The organism is Anabaena subtropica FACHB-260 (assembly GCF_014697105.1).
In the GTDB taxonomy this organism is placed as follows: Bacteria; Cyanobacteriota; Cyanobacteriia; order Cyanobacteriales; family Nostocaceae; genus Trichormus; species Trichormus subtropicus.
The window spans coordinates 16,312-39,128 of sequence record NZ_JACJRF010000050.1 but is presented as its reverse complement, the minus strand read 5'-3'; the positions used below and the strand labels follow the sequence as shown (position 1 = coordinate 39,128).

Genomic DNA, 22,817 nt, shown 5'->3' with positions numbered 1-22,817 from the left:
ACAACAACTATTCGAGCAATTAACATTTGAGCAGGTAATGTCTATCTCCTCTTATAACTTTATTTTAGAAGCTCTTTTCTATGCAGCTTCATATTAAATTGGTATTAGATAGATTCAGTAAATCGCAAAGTTTTTTCCAAGAGAGAGAATGCAAGCTGTTTTGGTAAAGTCGTCAATGGTCATTATTCGGGTGGACGTACATTCTTGATAATTTCAGTTTTTGAACCTCTTTTATTAGACCTATCTTTAAAATAAATTTTATAAGAAAATAAACAGAGGAGATAAAAAAGCGAGTATTAATAATGACAAGTCCCTTAAAAAGAATAGAATCATACCCAGAGGAATCAAAGCGATTAATTGGGATTAAATATGAAGATTTTATTACATTAGTAGCATTAGCAGAAAAAAGGCATAAAGAAAAACAAGCAGAAATTGAAAAAAGAAAAGTTAGGTTAATAGCATCTGGAGGAGGACGTAAAGCAGAAATGACACCAAAAGAAGGGGTATGTTTATGTTTAGTATACCTCAGACAGAAGCCAACATTTGAAATTTTGGGATTATTGTTTGATGTGTCGAGAACAAAAGCAAATAATACATTTAATTATTGGGTGGAAATTCTCAGAGAAATTTTACCTGCATCTCAAATAGAAGAAGTAAAAAATGATGATAAAAGATATCAAGAGCTATGTGAAAAATTATGTGAATATGAATTAATAGTAGATAGCGCAGAGCAAGCTATAGAAAGACCTGGAGACTATGAAGAGCAGAAAAAATATTATTCTGGCAAGAAGAAAATGCACACAATAAAAAATCAATTTATCGTATTACCAGAAGGTCGAGATATAGTTGATATTTGTATTGGACAATTTGGCAAGACAAGCGATATTACCTTATTTAGAAATAATCGAAAAACTCTGGATACCAAACAAAGATTTCTAGGAGATAAGGCTTATATGGGAGAAGAACTTATTACCACACCTTACAAGAAGCCCAAAAAAGCCGAACTTTCAGAAACTCAAAAATCAGAGAATAAGGAATTATCTTCTAGAAGGATTTTTTTTGAACATCTGATATGTAGGGTGAAAATTTTTCGAGTAGCCAGTGACAGATTTCGTCTAGCTCGACATCGTTATAATCAGGTGATAAAGACGGTATGTGGATTAGTTCGGTTACATCTCAATGCTTCATTTATACTAAGTCATAATATTTGAATTATCCGCTTGAACATTTACTTTTTTAGAAAGCTCTGTTTTGAGAAACTTTTGATAATTTTCCGATTTTCATCCCCAAACCCTGATTTTTACGTTCAGCAATGATAACTATTTTATCTCAGTCATATCTCCTGTAATCCCTTCACAGTAAGCTTTTTACCTTTTATGGACAGGTCTATTGTATTCATTCCACATTGCTTGACCGCACTGTCACTTAAAGGATAATGTGGCCGTTTTTAAAGCATAAAGTGGCCACAGCGCAGAACTTAACTCTGGAGAGTATTTGAGAATTTGCAATGCCTTAGCGTTCGCGTAGCGTGTCGCAAGTGCAACTGGGCTTAACGAAACGATCTCCCGGTAAAGTAGGGTAACGAAAAACCAAACATTTCAGTTTCTCACTCTTCGCGTAAGTCCTGGTTGACAGCGATGGTTACGTCTTGTAAGCTGCGATCGCCAAACTTTTCGGTCTACTGAACTTTTTATAGCGCCCTACAGCTGTGGGCTTCTACTGATGTATATATCAGGTATGGTGTGAAATATTATCAATTACTGCTTTGATAAATTAATAGTTTATAGACAAACAAACATCCTTAAATTGTTCCTCAATTTGTCATAAATAGTATGGTATGCAAGTTTAATCTACCATCTATTTATGCAATATATACTTGCCAAATATAACAACATCAGCTATGGTATTTGCCATATAACTTAGAGCATAGACATTTATAAAAGCATTACAGGAAGATGCTTACAAGCGAATTTTTTATCGCTTTCTCTTGCCTTACCAATACCTTGCATCTTCTACAAAAAGATATTTGGGATCAAATTAATTTAAAAATATGTCTCAAGGTAGATATATTTTGTCGCTGATACTCAATGGAACTTACAAAGTTTTAAACTCTATGATGCACTACATTTTTATTAGAAATATAAATTTTATTAATATCAAAATATCTAGCTTAAATTACTAAATAATATTAAGATAATATAAAAGTAAGCTGCTAATTGCTGCTTGTAACAATTGTACGTCATTAGCTCAGGTAAATTGAAAAGTTACCGCTTTTCCCTTACCTTTTCGGTTTACCCTGTCAAACAAACTTGGCAAACTATCAGGTATCAAATAATAATGTTAAAACGTCGCACAATACTAGCCAGTCTAGCTGCGCTTGGCTTTATTTTGGCTGTGAGTACACAGGTTTATGGTACAACGGCTACCGGGCCGAACGCTTGGGAGACTGTATACAATAATGCAGTTGCCCACGCAACGACGACAATTCCACAAAGCTCACTTCTTGGTATTATTACTGGTCTGATAGATGACTTGGTAACATTTCTCAACGTTTATAACTTGTTGAGCGGATTTTGGGCTGGTTAATTCTCTATCTTATAAGCAAGTAAGAAAGAGTTGAAAAGGGGAATTATGGCAATATGATTTTTTGCTAATTCCTCAGATTGGCCTAGAGTTTCGCTGACTATAGGCGACGCTGAATTGTATCTTTTCCTCGTTAACACAAATTATTCCGCAAATAAATACTCCATAGCTCGTGAGGAGCCTTCTTTTAATGTTCAAACCTCGCACAATTTTTAGTGCCTTTACTGCAATTATCCTTGCGTTTGTCCTAGTTATACAGGTAGATGCACAACCAGCCCTTGCAAGCCTTGCTTCGTGTAGTCCAACGGCAGTTAACCGACCTATATGTCCCAGTACAGCAGCCCCAGCATCAGCTAATTTTATTGACCCAGCTGCGATAATTACCAATCCCGCAAATATTACCTTGGGGGGAAAAGTCTACGTTGCACCATTTGCTCGGTTAAATGCTACTAATGGCCCCATCATTATCAGTGAAGGATCCAACGTCCAAGACCAAGTGAGCATTACACCTTCAGTAGCGGGGGCAACTATTGGTGAGCGAGTCATCCTGGCACACTTGGTCACTGTCAAAGGTACAGCCAAAATCGGTCTTACTGGCTCAACTGGGCCTTTTACTGACCCCGTGAGCGGTGTTCAGTTTAGCAACACTCAGCCAGAGACATTCATCGCCTTCAACGCTGAAGTAGACGGTGCAACTATAGAGTTCAACACCGTAGTCAATTTTCTCTCGCGGGTCGGCCCTGGTGTTACCTTACCCTCTGGTAAAGTTGTCCTCCCAGGTAAAAATGTTACTAGTAACATAGAAGCTACTAGTGGCAGTTTGGGGAAGGTGTCTAACCTGACACAAGCCGATGTTGCATTGATGCAGGGTGTAATTGCAGTTAATCAGTCATTGGCCCAAGGTTATACACAATTAGCCGTAGCCAATCCGTCAAATGTCACAGGGATAAATTTCAGTCCATCCACCCCTAATAACCCAACACCAAGTTTGCCAACCATAGGTGGGGTTACTACTCAAGATCCCAACTACCCTAACCGCATCATCGGCAATGTGATTCTGCAAGATTCTCTCGCAGCCTTAAACCAGAAATTAGGTAATAGAATTTCCATCCGTGCTGATGAGGGTCAACCTTTTAACATTGGGATACTTGCCGGTGTAGCAAACGATGTTGTCTTTCATGGTTTAGCGACAACTAATCTGACTATTGGTAATGGAAATGGTTATGGGCCTCGTGTTCTAGTTCATGGTGGTAGGCAGGTTGTCAATGGTGTTGATAGTGGCCCGGAAACTAAGCTAGGTGATGACGTAGGGTTAGCACCTGACGTTGTTATATTCCGTGCAGAAATTGGTAACAAATCAGCCGTGGGAAGAAAAAGCGGTGTCTTCAATTCCACACTACCTTCTAGAACGCATATCCGTTCAAGAACTATCTATGCCGATAACGGCAACCTAATTTCAAAGGTAGAGTGGTAATCATACCAATTCGTAATTTACGCCTGATGTGAATTAGCAACGCCTCTTATCCCACAAGAGTTTCAAGACTCACTCAAAATCACAGTTTTGTGAATACGTACAGAATTACAAGGGTTTCAAGACTAATTCACATTAAACGTAATTTGTAATTTAATGAGGCTTAGATGTAGCAGGATTGTCTTTTGCTGCATCTGATGCCTAATTTTGAAGAATCGGGTTAAGCATTTAAGTTTTGCATGACTATGAATTTTAAAATCCTCCCCCTAGTGCCTTCACGATGCCTACGATTGGTTGTGCTACTCACTTTGATATTCGGACTGATGCTAGGTCTTGATGTCGGTTCATCTATAGCTGCACAACAGGTTGAGCAACCTGGATATATAGAATCTGTTAATTCCCAGTCGCCGCAAGTCGTACAACCTCCAGTTACCGGACTCGTTTCTACCTTGTCGGATGAGGTTAAGGAATCAACAACAAATTTGATTAACTGGTCAACCTACTGGAATCTTTGCTGGGAAGCTTATCCAGGGGCTAAAGAGTACGAACTGCAAAAGGTGCTGGTGGATGGTGAGTCTCCAGATTTACAACGTCAAAGCGATCGATGTTTTCATCTCCAAGCTGCATCAAACGAAAACCTCAAATCACAAGGCTTACTCAACCGAGATTTAATCTTATTAGTACATAAAACTCAGCTTGCTTATCGAGTCCGAGCCGTTCTAGATGATAACCGCGTCAGTGAATGGTCTACAGTCATGGCAGTTGGTGCAACTACTGAACCTGAATCGAATGCTACTTCCATCAGTGTAAATCCTTCATAGTCAGGACTTAGGCACAGGTTTGGGAGTAAGGGTATAGGAGAAATGGTGTTCTAAATCCTTACACTTCTATACTCCTATACCCTTGTCCAATCTCTTGATTTTTAGTTTTCATGAAGGCGTTGTTGCGTGAATAGGCAAAATGGTAAATTTTACTTATTGCCTATGTTCGCTCGCCACCTAGCTCAAAGATGAAGACGAAAGCCCAATACAAAGTAAAAAATTGGAACGCTTATGATGCGGCACTCAAGCAACGAGGCAGTATAACCTTCTGGGTGAACGAAGAAGTAATCGAGCAGTGGCGCAACCATCAAAAAACGGGGAAAAAAGGAGCATCGAATTATTACTCAGATACGGCAATCGCTACGATGGGTACAATTCAAGCAGTGTTTCATCTAGCAGGGCGGCAAGCAGAGGGGTTTTTGGAGTCGCTGTTCATGCTCATGGGGATTGAGCTAGCAGTGCCGGATCACTCTACCCTATCGAGGCGTTTAAGCAAATTATCGGTGAAATTGCCTGTTGTGCCAAAAGATCAGGCTGTTCATGTAGTGGTGGATTCGACCGGATTAAAAGTGTATGGAGAAGGTGAATGGAAAGTCCGCACACATGGGGTAGGTAAACGACGTACATGGCGTAAGTTGCATTTAGGCGTTGACTCAGAAAGTGGAGAAATTCTGGGTGCGGTGGTGACTACTAATGATCTGGCTGATTGCGAGGTATTGCCTGACATATTGGAGCAGATTGATCAGCCCATAGAGCAAGTGTCTGGAGATGGTGGCTATGACACAAAAGGTTGTTACGACACCATTTCACAACGCGGGGCAAAAGCGATAATTCCTAGTGTGGCAAAACTTACTAGAGAGGAGCAGAAATCCTGTAATCTTGAGCTTGTAGCGAAATAATGGTGCAAAAACTTGGTAAGAAAAAGTTTAAAACCAGAGGCAACATCGTTTGAAGTACTCGATTGTGTTCAAAAAAAATGCCTTTCGTGTGGTCAAGCAATGTGGAATGAATACAATAATCCTCGACATATAAGAACGTTAAATGGGGTAGTAGAACTACAGCTAAAAATTCGGCGATGTCAAAATAAGTCATGTCTGCGGTATAAAAAAGCATACCGACCAGAGCAAGAAGGATCACTCGCTCTACCACAGAACGAATTTGGTTTGGATGTGATTGCTTATATAGGCGCATTACGTTACCAGGAACATAGAAGTGTTCCTCAAATACACACTCACCTTGAATTAAAGGGTATATGTATAAGTCAACGAACGGTCACGCACCTAATTGACAGATATGACGAGTTACTTTCTTTATGGCTAAAAGATCATAAAAGGTTAAAAGCCATAATGGCTAATCAAGGACGGATAATACTAGCGATCGATGGGATGCAGCCAGAAATTGGACATGAGGTATTATGGGTAATTCGAGATTGTTTATCAGGAGAAATCTTACTTGCTAAAACCTTATTATCATCAAGAAATGGTGACTATTATTGAAGATTATTGCTCGGCAGTGCGTAGTTCTATAACCAATGATGGTCATCCACCGCGCTTAGCCATCTGGATTAAAGCTACAAGAAAATTTGACTTTGATAGAACAAAGCTTAGAACGGATGGAAAAAAGAAGTGCTTTACCACCACCTTTAGTCAACCTAAAACACCTGATAGCTAAGGGATTATCTGCGACTGCATCTTTATTTTTACCTGTGAGGGTTGCATATCAGTGGGTTGATAAAGCTAGTAATATTCTCAATAATAAAATAGGTCTTGATGCTGCTAGGGTCAAACAAAGTTATCAGCAACTGTTGACAGAAATGTCCCAACAAAAGCACAAAGCTGGTACACTGAACACTGCAATCGATAACTTCATAAAAACTACCCACAACTACTGGTCTGGACTTTTTCATTGTTATGAAATTGAAGATTTTCCTAGAACTAATAATGACTTAGAACATGCTTTTGGTATGTTACGTCATCATCAACGTCGTTGTACTGGTCGTAAGGTTGCCCCCTCATCCCTCGTTATTCGTGGCTCTGTCAAACTTGCCTGTGCCATCGCTACTAAACTTCATTCTTTTACCGCATCTGATTTAGCACAAGTTGATATCGTTACTTGGCTCGAATTACGCTCTCAATTGCAAAAACACCACAAGGCCAGAATTGAACAGTATCGATTTCGCCGAGACCCCAAGGCTTACTTAGCTAATCTAGAGAGTCGTCTTCTCTAGTAAGTTTTGCCACACTAGGATAGATATACAACCCGCAGTAGCGGTTGGAGGGACTTGTAATCCAACTTCGGGAAACCTACCTATATGCCCAAGTACTGCACCTTCTGAGTCAGCTAGTTTCGTTGACCCAACTGCAATAATCACCAATCCCACAAATATAACCTTGGGCGAAAAAGTCTATGTTGCCCCATTTGCTGAGTTAAATGCTACTAATGCCCCTATTAGCATCGCAGCAGATTCTAATGCCCAAGACCAGGTAAAAATCATAGCTTCGGGAACCGGAGTACAAATTGGCGAGCGTGTGATTATGGCACACATGGCCGTTGTTAAGGGTGGAGCTAGAATCGGGACTCAAGGCTCTACTGGTCCTTTCACCGATCCAGTTACCAATGCTCAGTTCAGCAACACTGTTCCAGAGACATTTCTCGCCTTCAACTGTGAAATAGATGGCGCAACTATAGAAAGAAACACAGTAGTAAACTTTCTCGCGCGAGTTGGCCCTGGTGTTACCTTACCTGCTGGTAAAGTTGTTCTACCTGGTAAAAACGTCACGAATAACCTACAAGCTAATAGCGGCCTCTTAGGGAAAGTTGCAAACTTGACACAAGCAGACGTTGCATTGATGGTGTTGCTAATGGCCCGGAAACCAGCATAGGTGATGCCGTCGGTCTAGGGCCAAACTCTGTTATATTCCGTGCCAGCATTGGTAACAGATCAGCAATTGGGCGAAGAAGCGCAGTCTTCAACTCTACATTAGCCCCCAGAACTCATGTCCTTTCTGAAACAATCTATGCCGACAACGGCAGCCTGATTGCACCTGTGGAGTGGTAATACTAATTTTGGATTTTGGATTTGAAATTTTGGATTCAAAATCCTACCATCAAACAGTTCTAGAACTCTGAAAAAATTGTGCTTATCCCAGGTGTAAGCAACTGACTTTTGCATAATTTATGAATCAGAAAATCTTGTCGGTGCAACTACAATGCTTACGATTGATTGTGTTGTTCACTTTGATATTCGGACTGGTATTAATTGATGGCGGTTCAACTTTAGCTGCTGATATATCCTCTAATCAGCTTCAAGTTGTACAACCTCCAGTTACCGGACTTGTCTCTACATTGTCGGATGAAGTCGAGGAATTACCATCAGACTTAATTCGCTGGTCAACTTACTGGCAACTTTGTTGGGAACCATATCCCGAAGCTAAAGAATACGAACTACAAACCGTGCTTGTGGAAGGGAAATCTCCAAAGTTGAAACGTCAAAGCGATCGCTGTTTTCATCTCCAAGCTGCATCAAACGAAAACCTCAAATCACAAGGCTTACTCAACCGAGATTTAATCTTATTAGTACATAAAACTCAGCTTGCTTATCGAGTGCGAGCCGTCTTAGATGACAACCGCGTCAGTGAAGGGTCTCCAGTCATGGCGGTTGGTGCAACTACTGACTCCCAATCAAATGATACTAATAAAATTAGTTTGACCGATAATTAATGCGGCGCAAGCCCCATGCGTTCACGCATGGGCTTGCGCCGCTAGGCGTAAAAGAGATCAAACAGTTGGGCGGGGAAGCGATCGCAGTCGTTGCAGATGTCAGCGAATTTGATGTCCCCCGATTACACACCAAGTACCAGAAAACCAAGGTTTTGGTCGAAACAGTACGGTAGGGCATACCGGATCTGGCTTCTGTAATGGAGCAAAAAGCTTGCGGACAGACCCACCTCTGGCATAATTGGGCGACTAATTATGGTAAGTGGACTGAATGAAACAAGAATCCCATCGGCTTTTAGCCGTGGGAGTGTCAATACGTCTCTCCCCCAACTACCACATCTCGAATCCGTAAACTAGGCCCACCACAGCCTACAGGTAAACCATTTTGCCCACCTTTACCACAACCACCAGACTCATCCCAATAAAAATCATCACCGATCGCTTCAATATCTGCCAAAGTTTGAAAAACATTACCTGAAAGCGTCACATCTTTGACAGGTTCAGCAATTTCACCATTTCTAATCATCCAAGCTTCCCCGGCGCTGAAGGTGAACATTTCGCCATTGGTCATCCCACCTAACCAATTACGAGCATAAACCCCTTCTTTAATCCCAGTAAATAAATCTGCAACTGGTGTTTTACCCCGTTCAATCCAAGTATTAGTCATCCGCACAATAGGATTAAAGTGGTAATTAAGACAACGGGCGTTACCTGTAGGCGTTTCTTCTAACTTACCTGCGGTTTCCCGTGAATGCAACCGTCCCACTAAAACACCATCTTGAATTAATTGGGTAGTAGTAGCGGGTGTCCCTTCATCATCATAAAAGTAACTACCACGATGTCCTTCTGGGGCTGCACCATCAAAAATTTGCAGTTCCTCAGGCCCAAACCGTCTTCCAATAGTCATGACTTCTAGTAAATCTGGGTTTTCGTAAGCCATATCAGCCTCGGAAAGATGACCGAAAGCCTCATGAACAAATAAACCAGTCAGAATTGGGTCAATAACAACAGTGTAAGTGTTACCTTTAACTGATGGTAGAGACAACGCTGCAACAGCTCTTTGAGCCGCTTTTTCCACTTGGGCATCTAAATTAGTTAAATCTTCGTAGGCTTTGCGAGAACCTGTAGTTTCCCTACCAGTTTGCACAGTTTCACCATTTCTCGCAGTCGCAGCAAAGCGCATTTCCATATCCACCCAAGACTGTTGAATCAGAGTCCCTTCTGAAGTGGCGAGGATGATTTTTTGGGCGCTGTCACCATAACGAACTGAAGTTGTAGTCACCCGATGGTCAACATTTTTGAGTAATTCAGTGTAGCGATCGCACAATTGTTTTTTCTGCGCTAAGGAAACTTGGCGCGGATCTGTACCAGTTAAGGGTAGTCTGCATATTGCTTGCACTGGGTCAATAGGTGCGAGTATAGTTTCTTCATCTCCCACCATCCGGGCTGCGGCGATCGCTTCTTCAATCCGGTCTTGAATCGTCGCTAGTTGGTTAAAGCAACTCAAACCCCAGCCACCCTTATAACAGGCACGGACTTGTCCACCAATTGAAATTCCTTCGCTTAGGGTTTCCACCTTGTCGCCACGCAACAAGATATCAGTCCCTTCTGCTTCCTCTAAGCGAATCATTAAATAATCTACACGCGATGAGTAGCGAGTAATGAGGTCAGAAAGTAAATTTTGTGCGTCAGCTATTATAGTCGGCATTTCTTAGGTAGTCACCACGACGGACTGTATCTATTCTGCAATTTTTCTGGTAATCTTTGCTACTGGTTTTAAGAATTAGGGGGATAAGGGAATAGGGGCGTAGGAGAAAGAAATAATGACTATGGACTGTTGACTATTGACTATTTTTATAAATCATCAGGGTTAATATTCAGTTCTCGCAACTTAGCGGCTAGGCGTTCAGCACGTTGCTTTTCCTGTTCTGCGCGCAGTGTTTCCTGTTCAGCACGTTGCTTTTCTTGTTGTGCCAGTTCTTCAGGAGTTGGTACTAACTGTCCTTCTGCTGTGAAATAGCGTAACTGATTTTCTTGTACACCCAAGTATAAATCTAACTGCCGACTCCATAACCAACCTTGGGGGTTTGGTTCTATTGGTTGGTAATTCGCATCTACTAAATGAAACCCAGCAAATTCTAAAGTATTGGGGTCAAACCAAAAATATTCAGGTGTGCGAAAGATATCTTGATAAATTTGCTTTTTCAAGCCTTTGTCCGTGGCTTTGGTGGAAGGCGAAAGCAACTCGACAATTATATTGGGATATTTACCGTCTTCTTGCCAGACTACCCAACTTTTGCGCGGTTGGCGATCGCATCCTATCACCACAAAAAAGTCTGGCCCGCGAAATTCTTCTGATTTCAGTTGACGTTGGCTGTAGTAAATCGTCAAATTACCCGCAGCATAAAAATCATTGCGGTTTTGCCACCACAATTCTAGACATTGCCATAACAGAATAATCTGGCGTAGATGTAAATCGCTTTCCAAGGGTGGTTCGTCACTTTCGATATCTCCTGGCGGAAATATTATATCTTTTACTGGTTCCAAGTCCTGAGCAACTGACATGGCTTGATTGGGGCGAGGGGAGAGATGATTTTAATTTTAGATTACCCGTTTTTAATTTACGTACTATTTAGTAACCAACTAACTCCACGGCATCTCTGCCATCCCAATCTTGTAAGTAAACTTTGACTACTTCTTCTTTAGCTGTGGGCAACTGCTTGCCAACAAAGTCTGGATGAATGGGGACTTCCCGATGACCCCTGTCCACCAACACAGCCAGACGAATTAATTCTGGTCTACCATACTCGTTTACCGCATTCAACGCTGCACGAATCGTTCGCCCTTTAAAAATGACATCATCTACCAACACGACAGTTTTTCCTGTCAAGTCAAAGGCAATATTGGTTTTAGCCGGAGTTCGTAAACTTATTTGGTCGAGGTCATCCCGATAGAAGGTAATATCTAAGGCTCCTACCGCTACATTAATACCTTCAAGAGTCTCGATCTGACGTGCTAACAGTTCAGCTAGTGGAACTCCTCTAGTATAAATACCTAAAAGTACTAATTGAGACAAATCACGTGTTCTTTCAACAATTTGAGATGCCAATCGTGTTAAGGTACGACGGAGGTCTTCTGCGGAGAGGATTTCCACCACTTTAGCAGGCGTAGCCATAGGACGATACCCGTGAGTAATAAACAACACTGAATCTTAGAGTATCAGGAGTATAGCGATCGCTACACCTAGCCAGAGCAAAAAGCAATATCTAGTAAGTTGCAAGGCTGTTTGAATGTGCCTTGGAGTGATGGGAGAAATGGGATCTCCTAAGAGTGGTTTTTGCTTGGCTATTCCACGATACCAATTTGTCCCCCCCATCTGCACACCCAAAATCGCAGCATAGGCGCACTCACTCCAACCAGAGTTGGGACTGGGGTCAGTAATGGCATCGCGGCGACAAATTCGCCACACATCTAACGGTTTACCTGATAATAATCCTAAAGTTACCACTGTCAGGCGACAAGGGAACCAAGTCAAATAATCTTCTAGCCGCGCACTAAACCATCCCAAATATTTATAGGGTGCTTCTTTGTAACCCACCATCGAATCGAGGGTACTGCTGGCCTTATATGCTAAAGCTAGAGGAACTGGCCCCACAATAGGAATGCAGATACCCACAACAGCATAAAATAATGGAGCCATTACCCCATCTGTGGCATTCTCTGTCACTGTTTCTAACACGGCTCGCAGGATTTCTGATTCTGGTAGGTTGTCTGTATCTCTACCAACATAATTACTCAAAGTTTGCCTAGATGCTGCTAAATCTCCTATTATTAAAGGCTGTAAAACATCAATAGCCGCTTTGCGTAAACTTCTTAAAGCAAAACAGCTAGCTAGCATAATACTTTCTACAGCAATAGCCAACACCGGATTTAGCCATCTCGCCATTTGAATTATTAGCCAACCAACCCCGCCGCTACCAATAATCAAAATCATCGCTAGAACAATTCCAGCTATGCGTTGTGTTAGAGATTTTTGACACAGTTGCAGAAAAATTTTGCTCAATCGAGAAATCACCAACCCCATAATTTGTACTGGATGAGGCCACCCCCAAGGATCACCTATTAAATAATCTAAAATTGCCGCAATGATAAAAACGTGGATGTCATTGGTCATTGGTCATTGGTCATTGGTCATTGGTCAATAGTCTAAAGGAATCAACTTGGATTATTGACTATGGATTATGGACTATCGACTAAACTACAAAATTTGCTTCTTCTCCGAGGGAGGCTTGCCAGCTACGAGCATCGTAATACAAATCTGCCAGAGTAATACTGTATAAAGCCTCTTTTAGTTTCTGGTTGAGTCTTTGCCAGAGGCTAAATGTTACCCAATCTTCTGTTTGTGCTGGGGTTGGGGTATGGTGGGGTAAATTCGTGATGGTTTCACCAACTGCCTCTAAAATTTGTCCTATGGATATTTTTACTGGTTCTCGTGCTAGTTGATAGCCACCAACACTACCCCGAATTGATTTTACTAATCCAGCACGACGCATTTCTATTAGTAATTTTTCCAAGTATGGCGCTGGGATATCTTGGCGTTTAGCGATCGCTTTCACAGATGCTGGCCCATAACTTGGTTGTAAACTCAAGTCCAGCAATGCCTTCACACTATAATGTCCTCTAGTTGTTAGTTTCATTTTGTTAGTTGTCAGTTGTCAGTTGTCAGTTGTTTTCTCTTCACCAATGACTAATGACTAATGACTAAGGATCAGCCTTACTTATCATTTTTCTCCTCAACAATCAAGCCAACTAAGGAGGCAAATTTTTACTCTAGTTTAGAAAACTTAAATAAATATAGTTTAGCAGTGATTCATTAACTATATATAGTTATCACGATTATCAAAATTAAATTGTCTAGCAAATATTGCTAATTGTGCAACAATTTTGCAGATCAATGTAATATACTTGGCTAGGCTGAGATAAAAACTAAAGGATATTGTTCCTATTAGCTCAACGTCAGCTAAAATAAAATCGATTCAACTACTTAAACCATTGATTTCTGACCTAAGTTGATGCCTAAACAGAAAAAAATAGAACCCCTAGTCGGTGAAGAACTGCTCAAAAAAGTCAAAGAGCTAGAGAACCTTAGCAAAGAAGAAAAAGCTAAACAGTGTGGCTACTATACCGTTACCAAAAATGGTATAGAACGTGTCAATATGATGAAATTCTTAAACGCTCTAATTGATGCAGAAGGCATTCAATTAGACAGCGCTCCCAATGCCAACGGCCGTGGTGGACGGAGTGCTAGCTATAGAATTAGCGTGCAATCGAATGGTAACTTGTTGATTGGTTCGGCTTATACAAAACAGATGAACCTCAAACCAGGAGATGAGTTTGTCATCACTTTAGGGAAAAAGCACATTCGTCTCAGACAAGTAGATGGCGAAGAAAGAGAAATTCTCGAAATCGCAGAAGCTACAGCATAATTAATAGTCGATAGTCAATAGTCAACAGTCGATAGTCAAGAGTTCAAATCCATAATTCTTGACTAAATGACTAATGACTAATGACCAATGACTAACTGGTAAATTGTCTGACGTGTGACAGCCAAGTTGCACGTTAATGCAATTTGTTCCCTATCTAGTAAACCGAGAATATGATCATAGTTGTCTCGTGCGACCACTGGTAACTGATGCAAGCCTCTAACGTCCATGCGGTCTAAAGCCTCAGACAAAGGTTCATCCCGCCAAGCATAGAGGATTTCTTTTGTACAGATATCGATGATCGTTTGATTGGTTAAATTACGCTGGATTTCATTTGAGGAATTCGGGTAATTTTGCCATAGAGAAAGAGTACGATTGAGGTCTTCTAGGGAAATAATACCAACTAATTGTTCTGCTTCATCAATAACTAAGGCGCTGCGTGTGCGATCGCGGATCATTTCCCTAGCAGCTTCCAAAATATCCATAGTAGCAGGTAACTTTTTTGGGCAGTCAAGCATCGCATCTTCTACTAAAACTTGTCGTAAAATTTCTATCTTTTGGTCTTTCGGAATAGAAAGACCAATTTGTTGTAGGTTGGCATTAGAGTTAGTGCTGGGTTTAATCATTTCTACTACCCACACACTTAAACCCACAGCTGCCATCAGAGGTAAAACAATTCGGTAGTCGCGGGTGAGTTCAAACAACATTAAAATTGAGGTTAAAGGCGCTCGCACACTCCCAGCTAATACGGCAGCCATACCCACCATTGCGTAAGCTGGAGGTGCTGCTATATATTCGCTCATTCCTGGGACTATGAGGGGGAGGATTTTCCCATAAGCCGAACCTAAAGAAGCACCCAAAAACATGGCTGGGGCAAACAAACCGCCGACAAAACCGCTACCTGCACTAATTGCCGTTATCAACAGTTTTAGTACTAGCAATATCGCCAACAAATCCAGAGAAAATTTGACATCTTGCAGCATCGCTTGCACTGTGCCATAACCGATACCTAAAATTTGTGGGAAATTTACAGCCGCTATGCCCACAATCACACCACCAATAATGGGGTGAATTGGCTGAGGAATTTTACCTAAAAATTTAAACCCAGGAATTGAGCCGGCAAAACAAGCTTTTGCCCAATTAATTGATTGTTTATAAGCCACAGAAACCAAACTAGCCCCCAAACCCAACCCCAGGTAAAGAGGTAATTCTAAAGGACTACGGACTTGATATACAGGTAAAGCAAAAGCAGGCTGCGCCCCTAAACCAATTTGAGCAATTAAAGCCGCTACCACTGCTGCTAATAGCACCACACTCACAGCCGAAGTCGCAAAAGAAGTTGCCCCCATTACTACTTCTAAAGCAAAAAATACGCCAGCGATGGGTGCATTAAATCCAGCCGCCAAGCCCGCCGCCGCGCCCGCACCCAAAAGTAAGCGCTGTCGTTCTTGTGAAACTTGTAGTATTAAAGACAAAAGCATCCCAAAATTAGCGCCAATTTCCACGCTTGGCCCCTCTGGCCCCAAAGAAGCACCACTGCCCAAAGAAACAGAAGCCGCTAACATTTTAGTTACAGGTCGCAATTGCCCCTTAATTTCTCCACCTTCAGAAGCAGCAATGAGAGAGGATAGTCCAGGGCCAAAGTCCTGGGTGCGCCAACGCATTAATCCAACTATTAATCCGCCTAAAATGGGGACAAAAGCTAACGTCCAGGCACCCCAACCACCAATCGCACCCATCAAATTTTCTAGCATTAGATGGTGAATCAGCTCAATCAAATAGTGAAAAGTCACTACCCCCATACCAGTGCCACCGCCAATGAGTACGGCTAAAAACAACACAATAGTTTCTGGGGAAAGTTGAAAACGGTTAATGAGATGTGTTATTCGAGCGGAAGATGTAGGAAAAGCAGATGGTTCTTTCACCTTCCTCATCTCAGTGGGAGGCAGTAGAGTCATTGAAAGGCGGGGTAAATGTCAGAAAAAATGTAAATTTTTATTTGTTACTTCTCATTGTGAGCCATTATTTATCCACCAGACAAGTAAATTTGGTAAACCAAATTTACAATCTGTAGTAAAAAAATTTTGCCATAGCAAATTTTTCTAGAGATAATGGTTAAATGAGAGAAAGTTGATAATCAATGGACAATACTCTATAGCAAAGTGTAAATAGTATTCTCTTCTCTAAAAAGCAAGAGTTTAGTAGCTACGCACTGAGTGGATATGCCACAAATCAGCTCAAAACAAGAGACATCTTTGCTTAAATCTAGCTATACTCGTGTTGCAACCATTAAGTCATCCTTAGTAGAAATACAACTGTGTGTGTGATTAAAGGCTACTTTTATACTACAGTGGAGTGTCTACTAAGTATTAATGGGTAATTTAATATGGGTATTCTTAAATAGAGCGAGTAAATGGACTAGCGGACGAGGTAGATGAATATACACACTTTTGATAATCATTATGTTACTTGCCCCATTTGCCAAAGATATGCTAGGGCAAAACCTATTAAAAGTTATATAGGTTTATTTACTTGTCCGTATTGTCAAGAACGAGTAGTGGTCTGTCAAAGCGGGCATTACGTCCGTGACCCTTTTACGCTCAACCAGATCATGATCTGTTCAGCGCTACGTCGTCAAAGCAGTCCCATAGCCAGAATTATCAGAGATTTTATCCTTTTTAAGCGTCCTTTAGTAGCTTTAGCTGTAGGAAGTGCCATTTTTTTGGGAATGATGACTGTTACTCAACAAGGAACAAGTTTGAACCAGCAATTACCACCAGGGACTGAGGAAGTTAAGTAGGGAGTGGAGAGTCGAAAGAGTTAGGGGGTAAGGGACAGGGGGGGAGAAGAGAAAATTCTTACTCACCACTCCCGAATCCCTTTACAATCGATTAGTTTCTTTGGTGACTAATTGCCAGCCTTCGACTTTATCGAGTAGCTTGATGGAGTCTAAGTGTAGGCGTTTAGAGTCGGATATGTTTATGAGTAAATATGGTTGTGTTTCGTAGTGCCAACGATGTTCCAACTCTTCAACAGAAGCTGGGATAATATGACGATCGCTATAAAAATCCAATGAGGGACGATGATAGGGAAAAGATGTATAAATCTTCTTTGCTGCTGGATTTGCTTTCTCTATCATGGCTGCTACAGGTTTTACAGGATAAGCTTGCCATAATTCCCAAACCCAGTAGTTAGATTTCATCAACAATAGTAGGGAAATATAACTACCCCAAAACAAAATCTTGAGAAATTGTCCGTCACCTCGTTCTGCTAAAATTGCCCCCAAAATCATTGTTAAAGCTACGGCGGCAAAAATCAACTGTAAGTCAGTTTTTGCTGTTATACCCCAGCTAAAATGAATGCTCCCGGCTGAAGCCACCACGGCTAATATTGATAAACCAGCCACCCAAGCACGGGGATAAGATGACATTAAAGGCAGGTTTTCTATTTCTGCTAACTGAGCGCCGAAAGCTAAAGCTAAGCTGGGGTAAATTGGCAATATGTACCAAGCGAGTTTGGCACTCATGAGAGACATGAGTAGTAAATAAACTATGCTCCATACAAGTATGAGTCTTGCCCAGCTAAGATTGCGATTTTCCCATAGTAACTGTGCAGTTTGTGGTAAAAAAATTAACCAAGGCCAAGTCCATTTGAGGAGTTCGATAATGTAAAACCAAGGTGGTTGAGTGTTTTTGCTACTAATTGCACCAATTTGTTTGAGGAATGGAATGATTAAGCCGTTGTGGGCAAAATCATTACCATATTTGAGAAGTTGAGCGCCATACCAACCCGCTACAGGCAAAAGTCCAAGAGCGATCGCTATCCATAGATAATAACTATTAAGTAGTCTTGGTGTATCCCAAAACAAAAAGACGAGGACAACTGCACCTAACAACAAACCTGATAGTCCTTGAGTTAGGCAAATCAAGCCTAAACTTAGACCAATACCCAGACAGTAGCGTAAATCTCGACGCGATCGCAATACACACAGCATCATCACCAACAAGAAACTTACCACTACCCCATCTGACATTGCCAATCGTCCGTAACGGACAACAGGTAGCATTGTCAAGTATACTAAGGCACTATAAATTGCTGCCCAACGTTGACGAAATATCTCTCTCCCAAGACAATACAGTAATGGTACAGAAAGGGCTGTTAAAATTGCTCCTGGTAAACGTGTTGTCCATTCATTTACGCCTCCTACAGAGTAAACCCCTGCAATCAGGATGTGTATCAGAGGCGGTTTGTCATGGTATGCTTGCCCACTTAGGGTGGGATAAAGCCAACGCAGGGAATCACCAGATTCTCGCACTATTTCCCTGGCAACTTGGGCTAAAACTCCTTCATCCCAATCTTGTAGGGGTAATCCTCCGAGGTTAACGCTGAACAGTAGTAATGCGGCAATTAACAATACTACTAGCCATAGGCGATCAATCCACCTGTCAACCGTGCGGTGTTGTCTTTCTAGATGACCCCAAATAAAGCTTCCTTCTTGCATATTCTATGCTAATCATTTTACTTGCTGGTTTGATTACATAGAGATCAAAGTGAATCTCTAATGTTGCCACCCAGTAACAACCTGTTTACTGAATAAATACTAAATTCCAAGGTTAGCTCAATTTTCTCTGAGCAGCGATATTATTTTTGAGAAATTTGCCGAAAATTTGCCTCAATTTTTTTAATACTTGTAGCTATGTAAAAATGATACAAACTTTTGGTAAAAGTAGAAACTAGAGATTGGAGAGAGAAGAAAATTAATGTCTAAAAAATAAAAATCACTTGTAAATCCCAGGTTTGATTTTGACGAATAATTTCAATTTGCCGGATAAATTCTCGAAAGTAAAACCTCCGTTCGGATTCTGATAAATCTAACCAAAATTGGGGAATAGAAACTGCTTGAGCAACAGAGAGTAAATTTACTGGAGGAAGAGTTGCTAATTTTGCTTGTAGAGTAGAAATTTCTGTCCGGAGTTTGTAAGTTCTTAACTTAGATGTTTCCGCATCTAAAATACCAGTTGCGACTAAATTAGGTAACTGTTGAAGTATTTCTTCTTGATGGGCGATCGCTGCTTTTAAGCTATTTTTAACTGTATCTAATTGAGGAAAATTTATCCCTGCTACCGCCAAAGGTAATTCGCTACAAACCTTGGTAATTGTATGTTCTAAAATTTCTTGGTAAGGAATAGCTCGACACTTAGGACTTTGGGGGCAGTTAATCGGACGTAAATAAAGATACTCCTTATCTTGATGCCGTTGAGTAACACGGGTAACTGTCATGTGCGACTGACACTGATGACAAACAACCAACCCAGCCAGAGAACGGGGGGCGCTGGCGCTACGAGAAGGTAAACGGCTATTACGGCGTAAAAGTCGATCAACTTGGGCAGCTTCTTCTCTGGAAATAATGGGAATATGGGTATCAGAGATAATTTCCTGATTTTGATATGCAGTATCACCACGATAAACAGGATTAGCTAACCAACGCTTACCAGTGGTGACAGAGATTTTCTTACCATATTTTTTGGCTAAGTAACGGACTGCACCACGCAGAGAACCATAGAGTAAAAAATTGTCAAAAAAATCCTTAACTACTGGAGCCGTACTGCGATCTAGGATATATTTATCTTTACCTCTGCGATAGCCATAAGGGGCTTTACCAGGAGGAGGCGCAGCTTCAAGACGATTACGAGCGTGTCCTTGACGAATACGGCGACTACGTTGTTGGAGTTGAATTTGTTGTAATAATTTTAGCAAATCAGCCCGGAGATGAGAAGTTGCTGAGTTGTAGGCTTGTTCCGTAGCGATGATTCCTATACTCATGGCTTCCAACTGATTGAGGCGATCGCTTACCTGTTGTAAATTATCCCCTAATTCTTCCAAACGCCGAACAATGAGATAATCACAAGATTCAGCTTGACAGTCAGTAAATAATTGTTGTAATTGTGAACGCTGTCCCAAATCTGCATACACCCGTTCCACCTCCCACCCCCAGTCAATCTGCACAGGAGAAGTTTCTAGTAATGGATCAGTGTAAGTGTAGGCAATAATTTTCATTCGTCAGTTGTCAGTTGTCAGTTGTTAGTTGTCAGTTGCTCCCCCTACTCCCCCTGCTTCCCCTGCTTCCCCTACTTCCCCTGCTTCCCTCACATCTGACTCAACTCGATAATATTCCCATCAGGGTCTTGAGTGAAGAGGGCGGGACGACCGGAGGCGCTTGGTTGAATGGGATAATTTTGATTGAGTAACTCTTGCTTGGCTACTTCTAAGTCAGCGACAGAAAAAGCAATATGGGGATTGCGTCCCCATTTTTCGTTTTGATTCTGGGTAGGGACATCTGACGCAACTATTAGATGAATTTGATAATTACCGACTTGATACCATGCACCAGGATATTTTAAAGTACGGTCAATTTTGGATAATCCCAACACTTGACTGTAAAAGTGTTCTGACCGTTCTAGATTAGAGACGATAATGGCTGTATGGAGACTCTGGGTAATTTGCATTGTTGGTAAGGGGCGATCGCTTTTCCTTATTCAGTTTACCTACTTACCAGTTTTTTCTCGATGGAACTCTAGTAGGTCATCAAATTTGAATTGAGGGATAAACAAGCTTGTAGTAAGGACTAAAGTCCTTACTACGAACAGTCAAAACTAACTTGATAGACCACCATCCCCAGAAAAACTTATACAGCCGCTAAAATTCCTGATTAAGCCGGACAGATATCAAATATTAATACTGTTAGGAATGCGGGAAGGTAAAAGGTAAGGATAGTCAACGCCAGTGTTTACTAAACGTTTCTGGTTACGAATTTTGATTTTGGTTTCGATTTCTACTAACTCGCTTTGGAATTGAGAGAGGATTTGCCGATCGCCTCGATTAGCAAACTGAATCAACTCAGAACTACCAAGTTTTCCCCAAGAAATTCCACTCAAAGCAAAAGTTAACTCCATTTGTTTGAGTTCTTTCTCGGCAGGTGGTAGTAATTCTGGCAGACTGACTGGTGTATCGGGACGACTGTAGAGTGCAAACGGTGCATTGGGTACGTAACCGAAATAATCAAACTGACTAAAATTAACGGCTGCGTGTTGGGGGCCACAGGTGAAAATAATGATTGTGGCAATATCGATGAGTTGTTGCAGACTAGTAATTTTAGTGAATCCAGGTATGCGGGGATGGGGTGGTAATTCTTGGGGTTGTAGTCCAGAAGTGATCGCCCATTCTGGTGGACACCAAGTTGGTAATTGGGGAAACTCTGATTTGGGACGAGTGTTTAAAGGTGTGCTGAGTTCATTCGCCCAAGCTTGCAAATAGGGGTCTTTCAATACTGCCTTATCATCTAGATAATGGCGTTGTAAATAACTGCTAGTATATTTGGCGATCGCTTCCCACAAAAGTAACGCATCATCTCGATAAGGATATTCAGGAAGAAACTTAGTTTCGATTCCTCGCCGTTCAATGTCGTTGGGTAAGGCGTAATCCCAAAAAATCCTTTCCCGATAAGCTTTGTTCATCAATCCCAAAGATACCTCCCGCACAGGAGCCATTAATGAACTAATAGCGGAACCTTCTTGTAGTAGGATTTGATTACCGCGTTGATTAATTGCCAGTAAAAATTGCAAATGAGGGCTGAGTAATTGATAGAAAGGATGATTACTGGGTAACTGTCTAGGAGTAGCGATCGCCAATACTTCCATTGCTAAATGGGTATAGCTGAGGTGAGAAAACAACTCATGATGGGTTGCATCCGCCGATTGTACATAGAGTTTTGCCCTTGTCCAATCATCTGCACCACCTCCAATCTGTGTAGGAGTGACTACTCGACCTTTCTCTAATTCAATCAGTATCGGTTCTAACCCGCCTTCAGAACGATGAAATACTGCGACGGGATTACCTAAGTATTTACCAGATTGTAATTCTGTAACTTTTAAATCTTTGAATAAAGGGTAATCAGCGACAAATAAGCGATTTTCGCCTGCTGATTGGATTAAATTTACAGTACTAGAGTGAATTGTCCAAGATTGTAGTAATGCTTGGTCTGTTGGCTGCACTCGCCGTAATACCATTGGGTTTTGTCCCGCCAATCTTTGCCGGACAAACTCGCGATCGCTTAAACCTCCATCCCGTTTATGAATTACACTAGCTACTGGACGGGTGGGAATATAAGGAAATTGATATTTATTGGCTTTAGCACTGCTTTCCAGGGATTGATAAAATAACGCCCTTTGCTGTTCAATTCCTGTTGTTGATTCTGCTGCTTTCTTTGCGGCTGAAAGCCTCTGTCCCATTTCCCGGCGTTCCCGCACATAACTAGGATTGAATTGTTCGTTTGGCGGTAAATAGAGATTAAACCAACCCGATTGAAAGACTTCCCAATCTACTAAAAGTGTAGATAAGTCTAGCCAAGTTTTATCTATAGAGGCGATCGCCTGATCGAACTGCTTCAGCAACAAACTCCAAGGCTCAGATAATTTTCCCTGTTTTAGCGCATCTTCCCGTAATTTTGTCAAAACATAAAGCAACGCCCCATCTTCCCCTGTATAAGGAAATATCCGAGCCGCTCCCTTTTGATTTAACCCAATAGGATTGTAGCGATAATGACCTTGTTGCTCAGTGTTAATTATTTGAGACACAATAGTTTGTTCCTGTTTGCAAGAGTGGGGATAGAAGTTGGAAAATAAAGTAAGTTGCTTTTAAGGATTGACAATAGATAACTGGTAATTGACCAAAAATTCTTATCCC

Annotated in this window: 21 protein-coding genes; 11 read left to right on the top strand and 10 right to left on the bottom strand. The window is 41.3% G+C overall.

Features of this window, described 5'->3' with window-relative positions:
• The first annotated feature begins 302 nt into the window (after positions 1–302).
• From H6G18_RS21175 to H6G18_RS21140, 9 genes are all read left to right on the top strand, one after another.
• Positions 303–1,211, top strand: coding sequence for a transposase family protein (locus H6G18_RS21175; protein ID WP_190409071.1), 909 nt, complete (start codon positions 303–305; stop codon positions 1,209–1,211).
• Positions 1,212–2,337: 1,126 nt separating this feature from the next.
• Positions 2,338–2,586: a hypothetical protein gene (locus H6G18_RS21170; RefSeq protein ID WP_190409070.1), complete on the top strand. Its 249-nt coding sequence runs from the start codon at positions 2,338–2,340 to the stop codon at positions 2,584–2,586.
• 187 nt (positions 2,587–2,773) lie between these two features.
• Positions 2,774–4,057, top strand: coding sequence for an acetyltransferase (locus tag H6G18_RS21165; RefSeq protein ID WP_190409069.1), 1,284 nt, complete (start codon positions 2,774–2,776; stop codon positions 4,055–4,057).
• 236 nt (positions 4,058–4,293) lie between these two features.
• Positions 4,294–4,875 (top strand): hypothetical protein, encoded by a 582-nt coding sequence (locus H6G18_RS21160; protein ID WP_242040429.1) that lies wholly within the window; start codon positions 4,294–4,296, stop codon positions 4,873–4,875.
• Between the two features lie 188 nt (positions 4,876–5,063).
• The gene (locus H6G18_RS21155; RefSeq protein WP_190409068.1) at positions 5,064–5,774 is read left to right on the top strand and encodes an IS5 family transposase; all 711 of its coding nucleotides are present in this window, start codon (positions 5,064–5,066) and stop codon (positions 5,772–5,774) included.
• Between the two features lie 99 nt (positions 5,775–5,873).
• Positions 5,874–6,371 carry a hypothetical protein gene (locus tag H6G18_RS25290; RefSeq protein ID WP_390825575.1) on the top strand — a complete coding sequence of 166 codons (498 nt, stop codon included), beginning with the start codon at positions 5,874–5,876 and terminating at the stop codon, positions 6,369–6,371.
• Between the two features lie 92 nt (positions 6,372–6,463).
• Positions 6,464–7,102 (top strand): hypothetical protein, encoded by a 639-nt coding sequence (locus H6G18_RS25285; protein ID WP_390825573.1) that lies wholly within the window; start codon positions 6,464–6,466, stop codon positions 7,100–7,102.
• A gap of 163 nt (positions 7,103–7,265) precedes the next feature.
• Positions 7,266–7,757 carry a hypothetical protein gene (locus H6G18_RS24875; RefSeq protein WP_242040428.1) on the top strand — a complete coding sequence of 164 codons (492 nt, stop codon included), beginning with the start codon at positions 7,266–7,268 and terminating at the stop codon, positions 7,755–7,757.
• Positions 7,758–8,052: 295 nt separating this feature from the next.
• Positions 8,053–8,595, top strand: a complete 543-nt coding sequence (locus H6G18_RS21140; RefSeq protein WP_190409067.1) for a hypothetical protein — start codon at positions 8,053–8,055, stop codon at positions 8,593–8,595.
• Between the two features lie 307 nt (positions 8,596–8,902).
• Here H6G18_RS21140 and H6G18_RS21135 read toward each other — a convergent pair whose 3' ends face one another.
• From H6G18_RS21135 to H6G18_RS21115, 5 genes are all read right to left on the bottom strand, one after another.
• Positions 8,903–10,300 (bottom strand): TldD/PmbA family protein, encoded by a 1,398-nt coding sequence (locus tag H6G18_RS21135; RefSeq protein WP_190409066.1) that lies wholly within the window; start codon positions 10,298–10,300, stop codon positions 8,903–8,905.
• Between the two features lie 146 nt (positions 10,301–10,446).
• Positions 10,447–11,157 (bottom strand): Uma2 family endonuclease, encoded by a 711-nt coding sequence (locus H6G18_RS21130; RefSeq protein ID WP_190409065.1) that lies wholly within the window; start codon positions 11,155–11,157, stop codon positions 10,447–10,449.
• A gap of 67 nt (positions 11,158–11,224) precedes the next feature.
• Positions 11,225–11,767 (bottom strand): bifunctional pyr operon transcriptional regulator/uracil phosphoribosyltransferase PyrR, encoded by a 543-nt coding sequence (gene pyrR, locus H6G18_RS21125; protein WP_190409064.1) that lies wholly within the window; start codon positions 11,765–11,767, stop codon positions 11,225–11,227.
• Between the two features lie 36 nt (positions 11,768–11,803).
• Positions 11,804–12,766, bottom strand: coding sequence for an adenosylcobinamide-phosphate synthase CbiB (gene cbiB / locus H6G18_RS21120; protein ID WP_190409063.1), 963 nt, complete (start codon positions 12,764–12,766; stop codon positions 11,804–11,806).
• A gap of 79 nt (positions 12,767–12,845) precedes the next feature.
• Positions 12,846–13,289, bottom strand: a complete 444-nt coding sequence (locus H6G18_RS21115; protein WP_190409062.1) for an Rrf2 family transcriptional regulator — start codon at positions 13,287–13,289, stop codon at positions 12,846–12,848.
• A gap of 375 nt (positions 13,290–13,664) precedes the next feature.
• Between H6G18_RS21115 and H6G18_RS21110 the strand changes: the two genes are divergently transcribed.
• Positions 13,665–14,078 (top strand): AbrB family transcriptional regulator, encoded by a 414-nt coding sequence (locus H6G18_RS21110; protein WP_010996238.1) that lies wholly within the window; start codon positions 13,665–13,667, stop codon positions 14,076–14,078.
• Between the two features lie 77 nt (positions 14,079–14,155).
• Here H6G18_RS21110 and H6G18_RS21105 read toward each other — a convergent pair whose 3' ends face one another.
• Positions 14,156–16,033 (bottom strand): chloride channel protein, encoded by a 1,878-nt coding sequence (locus H6G18_RS21105; protein WP_190409061.1) that lies wholly within the window; start codon positions 16,031–16,033, stop codon positions 14,156–14,158.
• A 476-nt stretch (positions 16,034–16,509) separates the two neighbouring features.
• On the opposite strand from H6G18_RS21105, the gene H6G18_RS21100 reads away from it, so the two are divergent.
• A complete protein-coding gene (locus H6G18_RS21100) occupies positions 16,510–16,875 on the top strand; it encodes a hypothetical protein (protein ID WP_190409060.1) in 366 nt (121 codons plus the stop codon).
• 81 nt (positions 16,876–16,956) lie between these two features.
• Here the strand turns inward: H6G18_RS21100 and H6G18_RS21095 are convergent, their stop codons facing one another.
• The 4 genes from H6G18_RS21095 to H6G18_RS21080 all read right to left on the bottom strand — a co-directional run bounded on the left by H6G18_RS21095 (position 16,957) and on the right by H6G18_RS21080 (position 22,708).
• Positions 16,957–18,576 carry an ArnT family glycosyltransferase gene (locus H6G18_RS21095; RefSeq protein WP_190409059.1) on the bottom strand — a complete coding sequence of 540 codons (1,620 nt, stop codon included), beginning with the start codon at positions 18,574–18,576 and terminating at the stop codon, positions 16,957–16,959.
• Positions 18,577–18,839: 263 nt separating this feature from the next.
• A complete protein-coding gene (locus H6G18_RS21090; RefSeq protein ID WP_190409058.1) occupies positions 18,840–20,132 on the bottom strand; it encodes a recombinase family protein in 1,293 nt (430 codons plus the stop codon).
• A gap of 89 nt (positions 20,133–20,221) precedes the next feature.
• Positions 20,222–20,581, bottom strand: a complete 360-nt coding sequence (locus H6G18_RS21085) for a VOC family protein (RefSeq protein ID WP_190409057.1) — start codon at positions 20,579–20,581, stop codon at positions 20,222–20,224.
• A gap of 219 nt (positions 20,582–20,800) precedes the next feature.
• Positions 20,801–22,708 carry a lipoxygenase family protein gene (locus tag H6G18_RS21080; protein ID WP_313954453.1) on the bottom strand — a complete coding sequence of 636 codons (1,908 nt, stop codon included), beginning with the start codon at positions 22,706–22,708 and terminating at the stop codon, positions 20,801–20,803.
• Positions 22,709–22,817: the final 109 nt, after the last annotated feature.